Source organism: Neisseria shayeganii (assembly GCF_014054965.1).
Lineage (GTDB): Bacteria > Pseudomonadota > Gammaproteobacteria > Burkholderiales > Neisseriaceae > Eikenella > Eikenella shayeganii.
This window is the reverse complement of record NZ_CP059567.1, coordinates 292,589-307,443: the sequence shown is the minus strand read 5'-3', so window position 1 is coordinate 307,443 and position 14,855 is coordinate 292,589. Positions and strand designations below refer to the sequence as shown.

Genomic DNA, 14,855 nt, shown 5'->3' with positions numbered 1-14,855 from the left:
CACTTCCTTGATGCGGAAATGGTGTCTGTTTGTTTATCAGGCCGACTTCGTTTCAGGCTACCTGAAAAGCATTGATCACCTAAAACCCATCACACCAAAGCCAAGGCCGCTTCGGCCACTTTGTCGGCGCTGGCGGGATTTGCCAGTGTGCGGGCGTTTTCCGCCCATTGGCGGCAGGTGTCGCGGTTGAGGCCGCCCAAGATAGAAGCCAGCTTCTCGGCCGTCAACTCGCTTTGCGGCAACAGCAAGGCCGCTTCGGCGGCCGCCATAAAGCGGGCGTTGGCGGTTTGGTGGTCGTCCACCGCGTGTGGATAGGGCACCAGCAACGCGCCCACGCCGGCGGCGGTCAGCTCGGCAATCGTCAGCGCGCCGGCGCGGCACACCACCACATCGGCATGACGGTAGGCGGCGGTCATGTCGTCGATAAACTCCACGCATGCGGCCTGCACGCCCAATGCCTGATAGCGCTGCTGCAAATCGCCCAGCTTGCCGCGCCCGCTTTGGTGGTAGAGCTGCGGCCGCTGCTCGGCGGGCAACAGCGCCAGCGCTTCGGGCAGCAGGCGGTTGAGGATGTCGGCCCCCAGGCTGCCGCCGGTGACCAGCACGTTCAACTTGCCGGAACGGCCCGCAAAGCGTTCGGCCGGCGGCGGCAGGGCGGCAATGTCGGCGCGCACCGGATTGCCCACCAAGCCGTCGGCATGGTCGAAGGCTTTGGGGAAGGCATACAGCACGCGGCGGGCATGCTTGGCCAGCAGCTTGTTCGATAAGCCGGCCACGGCGTTTTGCTCGTGGATCACAATCGGAATGCCGCTGAATTTGGCCGCCATGCCGCCGGGGAAGGTGACGAAACCGCCGAAGCCGATCACGCAGTCGATGCGGTGTTTTTTCAAAATCCGCTTGGCCGCCGAAATGGTTTGCCACAAGGTAAAGGGCAGCATCAGCTTGCGTTTGAGGCCATTGCCGCGCACGCCTTTGATCGCCAGCGTTTCCAAGGCGATGCCGTGCTGCGGCACGATGCGGGTTTCCATCGCCCCTTCGCTGCCCAGCCACACCACATGGTGTCCGCGCCGTTTCAGGGCGTCGGCCACGGCCAAGGCGGGGAAAATATGGCCGCCGGTGCCGCCGGCCATCAGAAGAAAAGTTTTTCCGCTCATGCTGTCCTCCCGTTGCAAAAGGGAACTGTCAAAACGGTTTTCAGGTAGCCTTTTATCGGCTTGAGGCTACCTGAAAGCCGCGTATCACACTTTAAAGCCGCGCATCACGCGCCGCGTTTCATAATCCACGCGCAGCAGCAGGGCGAAGGCTACCAGGGTCATGATCAGCGCCGAACCGCCGTAGGACATCAGCGGCAGGGTCAGGCCCTTGGTGGGCAAGAGGCCGATGTTGACACCGATATTGAAAAAGCTCTGAATGCCGATCCAAATGCCCACTCCTTTGGCCACATAGGCGCCGAAAAACTGCTCCGCATCGCGGGCCATTTTGCCGATGGAAAACGCCCGCCATACCAGCCACACATAGCAGGCGGTGAGCACCATCATTCCGATGAAGCCGAATTCTTCGCCGATGACCGCCAGAATAAAATCGGTATGCGCTTCGGGCAAATAAAAGCGTTTCTCCAAACTGGCGCCCAGACCCACGCCCGTCCAGCCGCCGCGACCGATCGCCATCAACGAATGGGTAAGCTGGTAGCCTTTGCCGAGCGGGTCTTGCCATGGGTCGAGAAAGGCGGTTACCCGCGCCATGCGGTAAGGCACCAGCGCCACCATCATCACCATGGCCGACAAGCCGCCGGCCATCACCAAAGCAAACCAGCGCATCGACAAGCCGGCCAGAAAAATCATACCCGTCATGATGACCGCCACCACCACAAACGAGCCGAAATCGGGCTGGAACATAATCAGCGTGAGCCCGATAGCCACCGGAATCGCTGCAAACCACACCTTGCTCAGCTTGGTCAGCACATCGGAGCGGCGCATAAAGAAACCGGAGAGGTACAGAATCACCGCCAGCTTGAAAATCTCGGTGGGCTGGATATTGGCCGGGCCGACATGGATCCAGCGTTTGGCGCCGTTAATCTCCCGCCCCACCACCAATACCACCAGCAGCAAAATCAGGCTGCCCACCAAAATCAGCAGGGAATGCCGCCGCCAAAAACTCAAAGGCCGCCTAAACGCCACCCAAGCCAGCACAGCGCCCACGCCAATATAGCCGGCCTGGCGCTGCAGATAAAACCACTTGCTGCCGTCCTGTCCGGCATAGGCCACCGAAGCGGAATACACCATCACCAGGCTGAAACCCAGCATCAGCACCAACAGCCACAACAGGGTTTGGTCCACGGTGTGCCCGTGGCGCAGCAGCTTGCGGTCGAGCAATTTGGATTCGGTAAACATTTTGACTTCACTTTATGGATCAACAAAACAGGCAACGGGCTACCTGAAAACCGAACGCTGCCTGCCCTTCAATAAACATCGAAATACAACGGTCCATGTGGCCTGATTCGAACAGACTGGCTGGAAACCGCACACACTCAAACCGGCAGCCAGCGGCCTTCGGCCGCGCTCAACACGGCTGATACCAGCCCTTGATTTGAATGTCCACCACCACGCCGTCGGCATCGGTATGGTAATAGCGGTCGGCCCAACGCTGCCGGCACACGTTTTCGTAATAATGAGTCACGCCTCCGTAGCGGTTGGGCCCCGTATGGGTATATTGGCGCGAATATTCCGGCGCCCGGCTCGGCAACCGCCAGTAATAAATCCGCCCCGCCGGCCCATTTTGCACGCCGTGCGGCTGCCCGTACTCGGCAACCACCGTGCTGATGTGCCGGCCCTTAGCCGCCAACAGCGGATTCAAGGCCGCACAACCTGCCAACAACACCATACAGGCTGCTAAGCCGATACGACTACGGTTCCAACGCTTATTCCACATCGCAATGCCCCCTTCCTGTGCTCAAAACGGCAACTCAAACAGCGACAACAAACGATGATGTATCAGTACCGCCGCAGGCTACCTGAAACCGCCGCCCATGCGGCGCAACAAGCGGTACAGACCGCCGGACAACAAACCGGCCGCAGCAGCCGGCAACACAAACAGTGGCATCCACGCATGGTATTCGGCAGCCACAGCAGCACCCCTGTTCCAGGCCGCCGCCTGATAGACGACGAAAGCCGCCAATAAAGCCGCCGCACCGGCCGCCGCCACACTCCATACCGCCTGCCGGCAGCGGCACCGCCAGGCAGCCGCCCAGCCGACCACGGCGCCGAACAGCATAAACAGCATCAGATCACTCATGCTTCCGATTCCTTAAGCCTGCGGCGTTCAGGTAGCCTGAACCGCGCGGAGAGGCTACCTGAACGCCTCACAAACCGCGCACGGTGTCGATAAACACCTGCGCCCGATGGGCATAGCCCTCGAACATATCGTAGCTGGCGCAGGCGGGGCTGAGCAGGACGATGTCGCCCGGTTCAGCCATGTGGTAGGCGCGGCGGGTGGCGGCGGGCAAATCGTCGAAGTATTCGGGCTCTGCGCCGCAGCCGGCCAGATCGCGGCCGACTTGCGCCGCGTCGGCGCCGATCAAGACCACGCCGCGCACCTTGCCTTTCAGCGCCTCGCGCAAGGGCGTGAAGTCCTGGCCCTTGCCCTGACCGCCGGCCACCAGCACGATGGGTGCATCTAGGCCGGCAATGGCGGCGCAGGTGGCGCCGACATTGGTGCCTTTGCTGTCGTCGATAAAGCGCACACCGTTTTTCTCGGCCACCAGTTCCACCCGGTGCGGCAGGCCCTGAAAGCTGCGCACGCCGGCCAACAAAGCGTCTCGCGGCAGGCCGATGCCTTCACACAAGGCCAGCGCCGCCAATACATTGGCAGCATTGTGGCGGCCCTGCAGCGGAATTTCGGCGGCGCGCATCATGGTCTCGCCGTCGGCTTTCAGGTCGCCCGCGTGCAAGGCATAGCCGCCCTGCCCGTGCAGGGAAAACCAGCGCACCTCGCGGCCGGCCCGCTTCATGGCGCGGCAGAACACATCGTCGGCATTGAGCACCTGCACGCCCTGCCCGTTAAATATCGCGTCTTTACTGCGGGCGTAGTCGAGCAAATCGTCGTAACGGTCGAGGTGGTCTTCGGAAATATTCAGGCACACTGCGGCATCGGCATTCAATTCGGGTGTGGTTTCCAATTGGAAGCTGGAAAGTTCGAGCACCCACACATCGGCGGGCTTGCCCGCCCGTTGTAAATAAGCTTCCAGCACCGGCGTGCCGATATTGCCGGCCACCACTGTATCCAGCCCGGCTTGGGCGCACAAATGTCCCACCAATGAGGTCACCGTGGTTTTGCCGTTGCTGCCGGTGATGGCGATGATTTTGCTGCCGCTACCGGCCAGCTCGCGCGCCAGCACCGCCACATCGCCCAGCACCTCGCCGCCCTGGGCCTCAAACGCGCGGACGGCCTGCTGACGGCGGCTGATGCCGGGGCTGAGCGCCAAAATGTCGAAACCGGCCGCCAAGGCAGCGGCCAGGCTACCTGAAAACCAGCGCGCCTGCGGAAAACGCGTCGCCAATTCGGCCTCGCGTGTCTCATCGAGCCGGGCATCGTAGCCCGCCACCCGCGCACCGGCACGGCTGAAGAAATCGAGCATAGACAGGCCGCTACCGCCAAGGCCGGCCACCAGAATATTTTGATTGTGCCAATTTTTCTTCATGATTTGCTTTCAGGTAGCCTATTCAGCACCCATCGCTTTGAGCACCAACAACAACGGCAAAACGGCCCCGCCCACCATCACCAGCAGCCACAACAGCAGTTGGTCGGTTACTTGGCGCAGCAAGGCAAAATAACCCCAAGCGTATAAACCCCACAGCGCAGCGCCAATCAGCGTGCCGACCAAGCTGCCGCCGGCCAGCAAACTCAATACCGCCACCACCGCCGCATAAGCCGCCGCCCATTGCCAGGCGCGCGAGCTTTCTTCGTACACATGCTCCTGCAATTTGGCCATCGCCAGCAAAATCAACATCTGCAACAACATGGTAACCGCCTTTCAGGTAGCCTCACGAAGGGATTTAGCGGATTTTCAAGCTGCTCAAACCGATCAGCACCAACACAATGGTGATGATCCAAAAACGCACCACCACCTGGGTTTCTTTCCAGCCCTTCTGCTCAAAATGATGGTGGATGGGCGCCATCAGGAAAATACGCTTCTTGGTGCGCTTATACCAGCCCACCTGCAACATCACCGACAAAGCCTCCACCACAAACAGGCCGCCCATGATCACCAGCACAAATTCCTGCCGCAGAATCACCGCCACCGTGCCCAGGGCCGCGCCCAAAGCCAACGCGCCCACATCGCCCATAAATACCTGCGCCGGCGCGGCGTTGAACCACAAAAAGCCCAAGCAGGCCCCGCACATGGCGGCACAGAACACCACCACTTCATTGGCCCCCGGCACAAACGGCAGTTGCAGATAATGGGCAAACTGGGCGTGGCCGGTCACATAGGCAAACACCGCCAACGCACCGGCCACCAACACCACCGGAAACGCCGCCAAGCCGTCCAAGCCGTCGGTGAGGTTGACCGCATTTGAGGTACCGACAATGGTGAAATAGGCCAGCGTCACAAAACCGATCACACCCAAAGGCAGCGCCACCTGTTTGAAGAAGGGCACGATCAGAATATTGTTGGCCGCATTGGCCGCCACATAAAACAGCAACAGGCCGGCCAACAGCGCCACCGCCGACTGCCACACCATTTTGAACTTAGCCGACACCCCGTTGGGGTCTTTATAGACCACCTTTTTCCAGTCGTCGTAAAAACCGAGCAGACCGGTACCCAACAACACCAGCAAGAGAATCCAGATATACGGATTCGACCAGCGCCCCCACAGCAGGGTGGACACCGTAATCGCCAGCAAAATCAACACCCCGCCCATGGTGGGCGTGCCCGCCTTCACCAAATGCGTTTGCGGGCCGTCGTGGCGGATCGCCTGACCCGCCTTCAAGGCCGTGAGCTTGCGTATCGTCCACGGCCCCAACAGCAAGGAAAACACCAGCGCCGTCAGCGCCGCCATCACCGCGCGGAAAGTGGTGTACTGAAACAGATTGAAACCGCTGATCCAGTTTTGAAAAATATCGGCAAGCCATAACAACATAACAACATCCTGACAGATTGATTCAGGGCCGCACACCGCAGCAAACGGCCGCCCCGCATGTTTCAAATATACTCAAAGCCGACAAGCGGCAAAAATGCGGCATTTTAATGCCTGAGGCCGGCCTTGTGTGCGGCGCAACATTCGGCTTTGGCAAAATCTTGCTTCTTCAAACACAGCTTTACATTGGCCGGACAAACGGCCACCAACAGCCAACGCGCCCATTTCCGGCTCCGCCAAATGCCCCAAGCACCGAGTAACAGCAACGGCGGCATCAAAAACATCCGGCCCAGCAAGGCATAGGCCTGCGGGCGATTGCTTTCCATGGCCAAATAATCCAACACGCCGATGCCGAAATCTGCGAATACCCGCCACACTCCGTAAGGCCAGACGACGGCCAGCAAGACTGTCAACCAGACGACCAGTTGCAAGACAACAGGCCGCTTGTTCATGCCACCAGCCCCGCCACCACCTTTTCCATCTGCATAAAGCGCGAGCCTTTCACCAGCACTTGCGCGCCTTCGGGCAAATCTTGGCGCAGGGCTTGGATCAGTGCGGCTTGGTCGGCGAACCAGCGGCCTTCACTGCCGAAGGCTTGGGCGGCGGCGGCGCTGTGAGTGCCGGTGAAATAGGCGGCTTCCATGCCTTTTTCGCGAGCATAAGCGCCCACTTCGGCGTGCATGGCCGCAGCTTCCTTGTCGCCCAGTTCGCCCATATCGCCCATCACAAACACACGCGGCGGCGGCAGTTGCGCCAGCACATCCAGCGCGGCTTTCATGCTGTCGGGGTTGGCATTGTAGGTGTCGTCCAGCACCGTGCTGCCGCGCAGGCCGGCTTTGATTTGCAGGCGGCCTTTGATATTGGCAAAGCCGGCCAAGCCCTCGGCAATCTGGGCCAGACTCAGGCCGGCGGTTTGCGCCAGCGCGGCGGCGGCCACGGCATTGTGGACGTTGTGCCGGCCGGGCACCGGCAGGCTGACGGCGGCGCGTTCTTGGCCGCACACCAAATCGAATGTGCAGGAAAGCGGCGCCAAAACCACGTTTTCGGCATGGACATCGCCCTCGTCCACGCCGAAAGTACGGCTGTTCAAACCCTGTACGGCAACTTGGAACACCGCAACATTCGGATCTTGAGCGGGCATCAGTGCCCTGCCGTTTTCAGGTAGCCCCTGATAGATTTCGCTTTTGGCGCGGGCAATATCGGCCACGCCGTCGAAGCCGCAGCCGACATGGGCGCGCAGCGCGTTGTTCACCAGCGCGGCATCGGGGCGGGCCAGGCGGGTGAGCGCCGCCAGTTCGCCGAAATGGTTCATGCCCATCTCGATCACCGCATAACGGTGGGCGGGCTGCAATTGCAGCAAGGTGAGCGGCAGGCCGATGTGGTTGTTGAAATTGCCGGCGGTGGCCAACACCGCATTATCGCCAAACTGCCGGCGCAAGACCGCGGCCAGCATTTCTTTGACCGTGGTTTTGCCGGAAGAGCCGGTGATGCCGAAGACCCAGGGATCCACCGCCTCGCGCCAAGCGGCGGCCAGGGTTTGCAGCGCGGCCAGGGTGTCGGCCACTTTCAGGCTACCTGAAAGCCTGGCGCAATCGGCGCGCGACACCACCGCATAAGCGCCAGCGGCCAATACCTGCGGCACGAAATCATGGGCGTCGTGTTTGTCGCCGGCCAGAGCAAAAAACACATCGCCTGATTGCGCTTGGCGGCTGTCGGTTATGATGCGCACCGGCGCATCGGCACGGGCGCCGGCCGGCAACGGCAGCTTGAGGGTTTGGCAAATAAAATCGAGGGTTAAGGCATTCATGGCACTTCTTTCGGCTGGCGGACATCCGCCAGTTTGTCTATCGGCCGCAGGGCGGGCAGTTTAGTAGGCTTGGGCAGCCGGCCAGCGGGCCAGCAGTTGCCGCTGTTCGTCGGCACTGAGTTTGGCAATATCGGCCAATACGTTTTCCACGCTGGTTTGAGTGTGGCGGAACAAAGAGGCCACATAGGGGGTGGCCGGATGATGCTGCACGGCTTCGGGGGTGTCCGCCTGCAGCAGCCTGCCGGCCTCCATCACGCCGATACGGCAACCGAGACGCAGGGCTTCCTGCATGTCGTGGGTCACAAACACAATGGTGGTGCCCAAGCGGCGGTGGATGTCGGCAATCGCATCCTGCAGGGCGCGGCGCGACAAGGGATCGAGCGCGGAAAACGGCTCGTCCATCAGCAAAATATCGGGTTTGGCCGCCAAGGCGCGCAAAATGCCGATGCGCTGCTGTTCGCCGCCCGAGAGTTCGTGCGGGTAACGCGCGGCGTATTCTGCCGGCAGGCCCGCCAATTCGAGCAGCTCTGCCATGCGCGCTTGGCGGGCGGCTTTGCTCCAGCCCAGAATATCCGGCATCAGGCCGATGTTTTGCGCCACCGTCATGGTGGGGAACAGGGCGATTTGCTGCAAGACATAGCCGATGCGGTGGCGCAGCGGGCGGATGGGGTAGTCTTTGATGCGCTGGCCGCGGAAATACACATTGCCTTCGGTGGGCTCGGTGAGCGCGTTGATCATGCGCAAAGTGGTGGATTTGCCGCTGCCCGAGCCGCCCACCAGCACGAAAAATTCGCCTTCGTAAACACTGAGGTTCAAATCTGCCACTGCGGCTTGGCCGCCGTAATGCTTGCTGACGTTGCGAAACTCAATCATCACCGAATCACCCGTCGCACCCATCTTGTTCTCCCAATCCTTCTTAATCATTAGGCCGTATTCTGACACAAGATAAAAACTTTATTTTTTAGCTGCAGAAATACCCATGTATTGTTATTTAATACTTTATCCAGTATGCAATTTTTTGAGTGGCAAAGATGAGGAAAACAGTGAGCAGCGGATAGAATACATATGTCAGAAAAAATATAAACCTATCAACAAAAATATTGTTTAATGGGTAATGATTTTTTAAAAAATTATTTAATCTATCGAGCGTTTCTTCTTCAACTTCTTCCCATTGTAGAAACGATTTTGCGGTAACAAAAAAGAAATGGTGTTTACTGCCGTCATAAATCCTAATAATCCATCCTATTTTCTTTAGAACAAAGAAATAGGAATGATAGGATTCGATTTTTATTTCCGAAATAAGCCTACCATCATGAATATCTTTGACAACCAAACCGGAAGGCAAAAAGTGAAGCCTTCTACTGTATATTTCAGAAGAAAGCATCACCCATATCAAAACAACACACGCTGCCAAAGCCTTTGCCGGATGAATACCTGTTAATCCCCAATACCAAACAGCAGTAAAAACAAGCGTCATCAGCAATAGAAAAACCAACGATAGGATAACGAATGCTTTATTGCTAAATACGGCTACGGAGAATTCTTCATTTATGCTATCTTGATCCATTTATTCTCATCGATTCCGGCATGGACAATCAAATAGGCCAAGCAAAGTTTAATTGGAAAAACTGAGGCATTATTAATGCTCGATTACGCCGCCCCAGCTGCATTGCGGCGTATGGCCGCTGTGCGGCCTGTCAGGCTACCTGAAAACCCGCCGCCCCTACTCGCGCAGCAAGCCCTGCCGGCGCAGATAATCGCGGGCCACCTGCTCGGGCGGCTCACCCTGCGCTTTCACGCGGTAATTCATTTCGCTCATTTCTTCGGCCGAAATCCGCCCCGCCAAACGGTTCAGCGCAGCGGCCACCTGCGGATGTTCCCGCTCGAAGGCCGCTTTCATCAACGGCGCACCTTGGTAAGAAGGAAACAGGCCCAAGTCGTCGGCCAAAGTCACCAAGCGGTATTGCTTGAGTTCGCTGTCGGTGGAATAGGCTTCAATCAGGTCGATTTTGCCGTTGTGCAAGGCGGTGTAGCGCAGCGCCGGCTCCATGCTGGACAACTGCGCAAAGCGGATGTCGTGCCGCTGCAGGCCGCGGTAGCCGTCGTTGCGGTCGGTAAACTCCAAGGTGAAACCGGCACGGAAATGGCCGGCCACCGTTTTCAAATCGGAAATCCGCTGCAAACCGTATTGCCGCGCATCGTTTTCGCGCACGGCCAAAGCATAAGTGTTCTGATAAGCCATCGGCCTCAACAGGCTGAGCGCATATTGCTCCGCCAGCAGGCGGCGCGCTTCGGCATAAGTCTGTTCCGGCGACAAGCCTTGGCTGCTCATGCCGGGCGGCAGGGTGACCAAACTTTCCAGCACCGTGCCGGTAAACTCCGGATACACATCGATTTCGCCGCTGTTAAGCGCCGCAAACAGAAAACTGGTTTTGCCGAAATTCGGCTTCAGCACCACCTCCAGCTCAGGCTGTTCCTGCTCAATCAGCAGGCGGTACATATTGATCAGGATGTCCGGCTCGCTGCCCAGCTTGCCCGCCACCACAATCTGCCGCCGCTCGCCGCCCGATGACGGCCACAGCGCCGCCGCCCCCAACACCAGCAACACAGCCACCACCAGCGACAACAGCCGGCCCGGCCGCCGCACCCGCTGCAGGGCGCCCACCAAAGCGCTGACGCCCACCGCCAAGGCGGCAGACAAAACCGCGCCGCTTACCGTGAGCATCATATTGTGGCGGTCGATGCCCAGCAAAATCAGCTGGCCCAAGCCGCCCGCCCCGATCAACGCCGCCAGCGTGGCCGTGCCCACAATCAGCACCGCAGCGGTGCGGATGCCGGAAATCATCGCCGGCAAAGCCATCTGCAGCTCGATCCGCAACAAGGATTGCCAACGCGACAAGCCGAAGGCCGTGGCCGCTTCCTTGATGGCCGGATCGATTTGGTTCAAACCCAAATAAGTGTTTTGGAACACCGGCAGCAGGGCATACAGCGTGAGCGCAATCAACACCGGCGGCGAACCGATGCCCACCAAGGGAATCAACAGGCCGAGCAGGGCCAGCGAAGGGATGGTTTGCAGCACGCCGGTAAACTGCAGCACCGCTTCCGCCCAACGCCGCCGCCGCGACAGCAACACGGCCAAAGGCACGGCCAGCAGCACCGCCGCCAGCAGGGAAAGCAGCGACAGCCACAGATGCTCGAGTACCGCGTTCAGAATCATCTGCTTTTCGGTCTGCACCCAACTCAGAAAATCCTGCACATCCTGCCCTTTCTCTTTAAGAAGCTGTTCAAAATCTCCGCCGCGGCGGGGTTCGGCCAAGGCACCGCGCCTGCCGCATTGTCGTTAAAGGGAGAACAGAAATGCCGGCACGATGCGCCATCTTGCACACCTTTGCGCCTGGCATTCGCGGTTTTTGCTTCGAGAAACCGCTGCACAAGAAGACGATGCACCGATTCTCATCACTATCCGCCCGAGTGCCTGGCAAACGCTTTTCAGGTAGCCTGAACCTTCTCCCGGCCTACCCCGCAAGCTTTCAGGTAGCCCGAACGTCAATCAGCGCTGCGCCAGCGCCGCCTCAGCCGCTTCAAAATCGGAGAAATGCTGTTTTTGGCCGCCGATGTCTTGGTAGGTTTCGTGGCCTTTGCCGGCAATCAGAATGATGTCGTCGGCAGCGGCGTGGCGCACGGCGTATTCGATGGCGGCGCGGCGGTCGGCATCCACATAAGCGGGGTTCGGCACGGCGGGCAGAATGTCGTCGATGATGGCCTGCGGCTCTTCCATGCGCGGATTGTCGCTGGTCACCACCACGCAGTCGGCGCCGGCCTGCGCCGCCACGCCCATCAGCGGGCGTTTACCGCGGTCGCGGTTGCCGCCGCAACCGAACACGCACCACAGCTTGGCGCCTTGCGGTTTGATTTCTTGCAGGGTGGCCAAGGCTTTTTCCAGCGCGTCGGACGTGTGGGCATAGTCCACCACCACCAGCGGACGGCCTGCGCCCATGATGCAGTCCATGCGGCCGGTGGCGGGGCGGATGTCGGCCAACACGCGCAACACTTCGCCCAAAGCAAAGCCCTCGGCGCACAGCAGCCCCACGCAGGCGGCCAGATTTTGCGCGTTGAAACGGCCGAGCAGGCGGCTGCGGATTTCCCCTTCGCCCCACGGCGTCGCCAATTTCAGCTGCATACCTTGGGCCGAAGCCTGAAAGGCGGTGATGCGCACGGCGGCTTCTTGATTGAAGCCGTAACTCAGCACCTGCAGCTCGGGCCGCTGTGTGCGCAATTCTGCTGCCAACTCGGCGCCGAAGGCGTCGTCGGTATTGATGACGGCATGGCGCAAACTCTGCCATTGGAACAGCTTGGCCTTGCTGCGGCCGTAACCGGCCATGTCGCCGTGGTAGTCGAGGTGGTCGCGGGTAAGGTTGGTGAAGATGGCGCTGCTGAAGGGCACGCCGACCACGCGGTTTTGGTCGAGGCCGTGGCTGGATACTTCCATCGCCACCGCCTGAGCGCCTTGGGCGCGGAAACGGTGCAACAGGGTTTGCACCTGCACGGGGTCGGGCGTGGTATGGGTGGTGTCTTCCAGCGCGCCCCAAAAACCGTTGCCCACGGTGCCGATGACGGCGCATTTCTGCCCCAGCAAATCGGCCGCCTGTGCCAGCCATTGGCTGATGGAGGTTTTGCCGTTGGTGCCGGTCACGCCCCAGCAGCGCAGCGGGGCGGCGGTATCGGCAAAATTGCCGTATACCTCGGCCGCCAGCAGGCCGGCGCGGGTGTTCAAATCGGCCACGCCTTGGTTGGGCACCGCCCATTCCGGCTGCCAGGCAAAGCCGTCGCCTTCGTCCCAAAACACAAACGCCGCGCCGTTGGCCACGGCATCGGCGATATAGCGCCGCCCGTCGGTGTATTCGCCCTGGCAGGCGATGAAGACGTCGCCGGGGCGGATGTGGCGGCTGTCCATGCGCAAAACACACCCTGCGGGCAGTTCGGGCAGGGTGTGTAACACGGGGCGGGATAAGGTGGCGTTCCGATCAAACATAACAAACTCCGCTGTCGGCGGCGGATGCAAGCAGCCGCTGCGGCCGCTTTGCGATAACGTCGCCGAAATGTTTTCAGGTAGCCTGCGCGTTTAGCCGCAGCAGGCTACCTGAAAGGTTTAGGGTTGGACGGCAGCCGTCTGCCGCAAAGGTTTGGTGGGCGTGATGCCGAGAATGTTCAGCGAACCGGCCATCACATCCTTAAATACCGGGCCGGCCACCGTGCCGCCGTAATAGCCGTTTTGGGTGGGCTCGTCGATGTTCACCGCCACAATCACGCGCGGGTTTTCGGCGGGCGCGAAGCCGATGAAGGTGGCCATGTGTTTGTTTTCGGCGTAGCGGCCGTTCACCAGCTTGCGTGCGGTGCCGGTTTTGGCACCGACGTCAAAGCCGTCCACCGCACCGGCCGTGCCCGTGCCGCCCGGCTCAGTAACCGACACCATCATGCGGCGCACGGCGCGCGCGGTTTCGGGACGGATGATCGCTTCGCCCTGCGGCGCCACGCTTTGCTTGAGGAAAGTGACCGGCAGCAGTTTGCCGTCGTTGGTGAACACGGTGTAGCCGCGAGCCAGCTGCAACAGGCTCATTTGCAGGCCGTAGCCGAACGACATGGTGGCCTGCTCGATGGGACGCCAGTTTTTCCAGTCGCGCACCAAGCCGGGCGACTCGCCGGGGAAACCGGAGTGCATGCGGCGGCCGAAGCCGACGGCTTTGTAAAACTGATGCATCTCTTCCGGCTTGAACATGGCCGACAGCTTGCTGGTGCCGACATTGGAAGACTTCTGCATCATGCCGCGCAGGGTCAGCGAGCCGTAGTTGCGCGTATCGCGCACGGTGGCCGGGCCGATGTTGTAGGGTTGCACATTAAACCAAGTGTTTTCGTTCACCTTGCCCGAATCCAAGGCCTTGGCAATCGGGAAGGGCTTCATGGTGGAGCCGGGCTCGATCATATCGGTGACCGCACGGTTACGGCGCAAGGCGCTGTCGGAGCGGCCAGGGTGGTTCGGATCGTAATCCGGCAGGTTGACCAAGGCCAAGATTTCGCCGGTTTTGGCATCCAACACCACCACCGTACCGGCTTTGGCCTGGTGGTGCGCCATGGCTTCGGCCAACTCGTCGTGCGCCAGCGACTGAATGCGCTGATCCAAGGACAGCACCATATCGCGGCCATCCACCGTGTCGCGGTTGCGCGGCGAATCCAGCGCGTCCACATAATTGCCGCGGTTGTCGCGCAGCACCACGCGCGCCCCGTCCACGCCGCGCAAATCGTCTTCGCGCGACAGCTCCAAGCCTTCCTGGCCCTTACCGTCGATGTTGGTGAAACCGATCACGTGTGAAAACAGATTGCCCATCGGATACTGCCGTTTAGGCTCGGTTTGGAAGGACAAACCGGCAATGCCCAGCTCGCGCACCTGGGCGGCGGTTTCCGCACTCATCTGGCGTTTCAGAAACACAAAATCGCTGTTGGTGCGCGCCAAACGGTCGGCAATGGTTTCCACCGGTACCTCAATTAAAGCAGACAACGCCTCCAATTGGTCTTGGCTGGGCATTTTGTCCATCGAAGAGGGTACGGCATACAGCGAATCGGTCGGTGCGCTCAGGGCCAGCACCGAGCCGTTGCGGTCGGTAATCGTGCCGCGGTTGGCGGTCTGCACCAATGTGCGCACAAAGCGCTTGTTGCCCTCTTCCACCAATTTGTCCTGCTCCAGCGTGTGCAGGCGCACGCTCCACACCACCACCGCACCGAAAGCGACAGCCAGCGTACCCAGCACCATGGCAATGCGGCCGTTGGTGCTGACGGGCTTTTTCTTTTTCGGCTGTTGCTGCCGCATCTGCGGCTTGTAATCGCTTTTAATCAACATAAGTATCGGTTCCCGCTTTATT

The 14,855-nt window shown here is 60.0% G+C and carries 14 protein-coding genes; all 14 read right to left on the bottom strand.

What is annotated here, in order from left to right; translation table 11 throughout:
- Positions 1-89 precede the first annotated feature (89 nt).
- A complete protein-coding gene (gene murG / locus H3L94_RS01440; protein WP_182122368.1) occupies positions 90-1,154 on the bottom strand; it encodes an undecaprenyldiphospho-muramoylpentapeptide beta-N-acetylglucosaminyltransferase in 1,065 nt (354 codons plus the stop codon).
- Positions 1,155-1,238: 84 nt separating this feature from the next.
- The gene (gene ftsW / locus H3L94_RS01435) at positions 1,239-2,390 is read right to left on the bottom strand and encodes a putative lipid II flippase FtsW (RefSeq protein ID WP_009118954.1); all 1,152 of its coding nucleotides are present in this window, start codon (positions 2,388-2,390) and stop codon (positions 1,239-1,241) included.
- Between the two features lie 169 nt (positions 2,391-2,559).
- The gene (locus H3L94_RS01430; RefSeq protein ID WP_182122367.1) at positions 2,560-2,880 is read right to left on the bottom strand and encodes a hypothetical protein; all 321 of its coding nucleotides are present in this window, start codon (positions 2,878-2,880) and stop codon (positions 2,560-2,562) included.
- A 126-nt stretch (positions 2,881-3,006) separates the two neighbouring features.
- A complete protein-coding gene (locus H3L94_RS01425; RefSeq protein WP_182122366.1) occupies positions 3,007-3,291 on the bottom strand; it encodes a hypothetical protein in 285 nt (94 codons plus the stop codon).
- A gap of 67 nt (positions 3,292-3,358) precedes the next feature.
- The gene (murD, locus tag H3L94_RS01420) at positions 3,359-4,696 is read right to left on the bottom strand and encodes a UDP-N-acetylmuramoyl-L-alanine--D-glutamate ligase (RefSeq protein ID WP_182122365.1); all 1,338 of its coding nucleotides are present in this window, start codon (positions 4,694-4,696) and stop codon (positions 3,359-3,361) included.
- An 18-nt stretch (positions 4,697-4,714) separates the two neighbouring features.
- Positions 4,715-5,017 carry a hypothetical protein gene (locus H3L94_RS01415; protein WP_009118957.1) on the bottom strand — a complete coding sequence of 101 codons (303 nt, stop codon included), beginning with the start codon at positions 5,015-5,017 and terminating at the stop codon, positions 4,715-4,717.
- A 34-nt stretch (positions 5,018-5,051) separates the two neighbouring features.
- Positions 5,052-6,137, bottom strand: coding sequence for a phospho-N-acetylmuramoyl-pentapeptide-transferase (gene mraY, locus H3L94_RS01410; protein WP_009118958.1), 1,086 nt, complete (start codon positions 6,135-6,137; stop codon positions 5,052-5,054).
- 104 nt (positions 6,138-6,241) lie between these two features.
- The gene (locus tag H3L94_RS01405) at positions 6,242-6,586 is read right to left on the bottom strand and encodes a hypothetical protein (protein WP_182122364.1); all 345 of its coding nucleotides are present in this window, start codon (positions 6,584-6,586) and stop codon (positions 6,242-6,244) included.
- Complete coding sequence (locus H3L94_RS01400) at positions 6,583-7,941, bottom strand: UDP-N-acetylmuramoyl-tripeptide--D-alanyl-D-alanine ligase (RefSeq protein WP_182122363.1); 1,359 nt, start codon at positions 7,939-7,941, stop codon at positions 6,583-6,585. Before H3L94_RS01400 ends, H3L94_RS01405 begins: the two co-directional genes overlap by 4 nt.
- A 60-nt stretch (positions 7,942-8,001) precedes the next feature.
- On the bottom strand, positions 8,002-8,814 hold the full coding sequence (locus H3L94_RS01395; protein ID WP_244958793.1) for an ABC transporter ATP-binding protein: 813 nt from the start codon (positions 8,812-8,814) through the stop codon (positions 8,002-8,004).
- A 118-nt stretch (positions 8,815-8,932) separates the two neighbouring features.
- The gene (locus H3L94_RS01390; protein WP_182122361.1) at positions 8,933-9,508 is read right to left on the bottom strand and encodes a hypothetical protein; all 576 of its coding nucleotides are present in this window, start codon (positions 9,506-9,508) and stop codon (positions 8,933-8,935) included.
- 156 nt (positions 9,509-9,664) lie between these two features.
- The gene (locus tag H3L94_RS01385; RefSeq protein ID WP_182123074.1) at positions 9,665-11,158 is read right to left on the bottom strand and encodes an ABC transporter permease/substrate-binding protein; all 1,494 of its coding nucleotides are present in this window, start codon (positions 11,156-11,158) and stop codon (positions 9,665-9,667) included.
- A gap of 333 nt (positions 11,159-11,491) precedes the next feature.
- Positions 11,492-12,973 carry a UDP-N-acetylmuramoyl-L-alanyl-D-glutamate--2,6-diaminopimelate ligase gene (locus H3L94_RS01380; protein WP_182122360.1) on the bottom strand — a complete coding sequence of 494 codons (1,482 nt, stop codon included), beginning with the start codon at positions 12,971-12,973 and terminating at the stop codon, positions 11,492-11,494.
- Positions 12,974-13,090: 117 nt separating this feature from the next.
- On the bottom strand, positions 13,091-14,833 hold the full coding sequence (locus H3L94_RS01375) for a peptidoglycan D,D-transpeptidase FtsI family protein (RefSeq protein ID WP_182122359.1): 1,743 nt from the start codon (positions 14,831-14,833) through the stop codon (positions 13,091-13,093).
- Between the last annotated feature and the right edge of the window lie 22 nt (positions 14,834-14,855).

Bases quoted from the DNA above. Each gene is read 5' to 3' on its own strand.
- H3L94_RS01430 (WP_182122367.1), bottom strand. From the start codon at position 2,880: ATGGTGTTGTTGGCAGGTTGTGCGGCCTTGAATCCGCTGTTGGCGGCT.
- H3L94_RS01385 (WP_182123074.1), bottom strand. From the start codon at position 11,158: ATGATTCTGAACGCGGTACTCGAGCATCTGTGGCTGTCGCTGCTTTCC.
- ftsW (WP_009118954.1), bottom strand. From the start codon at position 2,390: ATGTTTACCGAATCCAAATTGCTCGACCGCAAGCTGCTGCGCCACGGG.
- H3L94_RS01425 (WP_182122366.1), bottom strand. From the start codon at position 3,291: ATGAGTGATCTGATGCTGTTTATGCTGTTCGGCGCCGTGGTCGGCTGG.
- H3L94_RS01395 (WP_244958793.1), bottom strand. From the start codon at position 8,814: ATGATTGAGTTTCGCAACGTCAGCAAGCATTACGGCGGCCAAGCCGCA.
- H3L94_RS01390 (WP_182122361.1), bottom strand. From the start codon at position 9,508: ATGGATCAAGATAGCATAAATGAAGAATTCTCCGTAGCCGTATTTAGC.
- H3L94_RS01375 (WP_182122359.1), bottom strand. From the start codon at position 14,833: ATGTTGATTAAAAGCGATTACAAGCCGCAGATGCGGCAGCAACAGCCG.
- murG (WP_182122368.1), bottom strand. From the start codon at position 1,154: ATGAGCGGAAAAACTTTTCTTCTGATGGCCGGCGGCACCGGCGGCCAT.
- murD (WP_182122365.1), bottom strand. From the start codon at position 4,696: ATGAAGAAAAATTGGCACAATCAAAATATTCTGGTGGCCGGCCTTGGC.
- H3L94_RS01380 (WP_182122360.1), bottom strand. From the start codon at position 12,973: ATGTTTGATCGGAACGCCACCTTATCCCGCCCCGTGTTACACACCCTG.
- H3L94_RS01400 (WP_182122363.1), bottom strand. From the start codon at position 7,941: ATGAATGCCTTAACCCTCGATTTTATTTGCCAAACCCTCAAGCTGCCG.
- mraY (WP_009118958.1), bottom strand. From the start codon at position 6,137: ATGTTGTTATGGCTTGCCGATATTTTTCAAAACTGGATCAGCGGTTTC.
- H3L94_RS01415 (WP_009118957.1), bottom strand. From the start codon at position 5,017: ATGTTGTTGCAGATGTTGATTTTGCTGGCGATGGCCAAATTGCAGGAG.
- H3L94_RS01405 (WP_182122364.1), bottom strand. From the start codon at position 6,586: ATGAACAAGCGGCCTGTTGTCTTGCAACTGGTCGTCTGGTTGACAGTC.